Annotated in this window: 1 protein-coding gene and 1 pseudogene; both read right to left on the bottom strand. The window is 65.9% G+C overall.

Annotation, left to right across the window (positions count from 1 at the left end; genetic code table 11):
- Positions 1–407: 407 nt before the first annotated feature.
- Positions 408–1,619 (bottom strand): benzoate/H(+) symporter BenE family transporter, encoded by a 1,212-nt coding sequence (locus Q4C89_RS14925; protein WP_303103411.1) that lies wholly within the window; start codon positions 1,617–1,619, stop codon positions 408–410.
- Positions 1,620–1,714: 95 nt separating this feature from the next.
- Positions 1,715–1,947 (bottom strand): annotated as a pseudogene (locus Q4C89_RS14920) (hypothetical protein); the annotation flags it as partial.

Genomic DNA, 1,947 nt, shown 5'->3' with positions numbered 1-1,947 from the left:
GGGGGGCCTGCCCGATTACCGCTTTGAGGAGAGCGGTAGTCATGGCAAAACACAGTTACGAGAAAGCCCACTGAAATCGGCAAGAAGCGAGAAAACGAACGCCGCCCAACGGCTGGAATCGCTGGTATCCAGGCTGCTTCATTCGGAGTTCTGCTGACGAAGGGGTGATTTGGGGGCGGGACGTGCAATGCCAACAGCGCAAACTGAGTCGGAGCGTTCACGATGGTCTCAGTCACTACACTCGCCGTTATCGCCGTCTGTGGCGCAGGAGAGGGCATCAGCAGGAACGGTTGCACTTGCTGGAGCTCCATGATGAAGCGCAGGAACTCGACCCACAACCGCGCAGGTTGGGCGTCATGTGGGACATCTGGTGAAGGCACAAGGCTGGGGCAACGGCTCCAGCTTTTTTATGCCACCCGCTCCCGTTCACGTTCCAGCCAGCCGCCCAGCGCCGCGCTGCCCCAGCCGAGCAGCAGGCCCCACAGTGCCCCGCCAACATTCAGGAAACTGAACCCGGCGGCAGTGCAGGCCAGGGTCAGCAGCGCACTTTCGCGCCATTTCGGGTCAGCCAGGGCACTTTGCAGGCCACCCAGCACCGACCCCAGCAGTGCCAGCCCTGCCAAGAGTGCCATCAGCGGCGCAGGAAAACTTCCAGCGAGGCCCAGCAGCGCCCCGGCGCATAGCGCCAGCAGCAGATAGCCCGCCGCGCAAAACATCCCGGCCAGATAGCGGCGCTGCGGGTCGGGGTCCACGTCCGGCCCCATGCAGATGGCGGCGGTAATCGCGCCCATGTTCATGGTGTTGCTGCCCAGCGGCGCGGCGAGAACCGAAGCGGCCCCCGTCAGCGCGACCAATCGGGCGGGCGGCACTTCGCGGTAGCCGTAGGTGTGCAGCACCGCCATGCCCGCCAGATTCTGCGAGGTCAGGGCCAGGATGGTACAGGGGAGGGCAATGGTGAGGAGGGCGTGGGCGCTGAAGACAGGCCGGACGAACTCGGGACGGGCCAACAACGGGGTGTGCTGTACCGCCGTGAAGTGAAGCTCGCCACCCAGCGCCGAGGCCACCACGCCCGCCACCAGCGCCAGCGGCACGGCCCAGCGCGGCGCCAGCACCCGCGCCAGTAGAAAGACCAGCAACGTGGGCACGGTCAGCGCCGGAGCCTGCGGAATGGCCGCCAGCCCGCGCAGCACGAAGGGCAGCAGCACCCCAGCCAGCAGTGCCGAAGCCAGCGGCAGCGGCATGGTGCGGGCCAGCCAGTCGAAGGCGCGGCTCAGGCCCACCACGAACAGCACCAGACCCGTGACCAGCAGCGCCCCGACCACTTCGGCGGTGCTGAACTGACCTCCTTCGGCAATCAGCACCGCCAGTCCCGGCGTGTTCCATCCCAGCACCACCGGCACACGGTATCGCCAGCACAGCCACATGCCCAGGACGCCCAACATCAAGTACATGCTGCCCAGGGCACTAGCCCCCTGTGCGGGCGAATAGTGAGCCGCTCCGAACGCCTGCACGAACAGCGGAATATTGCTGGAAAAGCTGACCAGCACCGCGACCAGCCCAGCCACCAGCGCCCCTACCAGAAAGCGCGAGCGGGGCGGGGCGGGCAAAAGCTGAGTCATGTCCGCCAGCTTACGGTGCGACACAACAGATCAGCGGTTCAAGCGGTCTAGACGTTGCAGATGGGAAGAGACACCTTCCCGCCAGAACGCACAGGTCAGCGATTCAGGTCGAGTTGCAGCGACCCGCCGGCGTAAGGCGCGACCTTCACCGACTTGCGCAGTTCCACCGTCATCACGTTCCAACCCGCTTTCAGGTCGGCCTGATAGCCGCCGCCGCCACGAACGGTCACGGCAGCGCTGGACCACACCACGAACAGGTCGCTCTTGCCCGCGTTCAGGCGCACTTCGCGCAGGGTCTCGCCCTCATCGCGCACGCCGTTGCGGTTGG

Source organism: Deinococcus sp., from assembly GCF_030523985.1.
Classification (GTDB): domain Bacteria; phylum Deinococcota; class Deinococci; order Deinococcales; family Deinococcaceae; genus Deinococcus.
The sequence above is the reverse complement of the archived record's forward strand: the minus strand, read 5'-3'. Positions and strand labels throughout refer to the sequence as shown.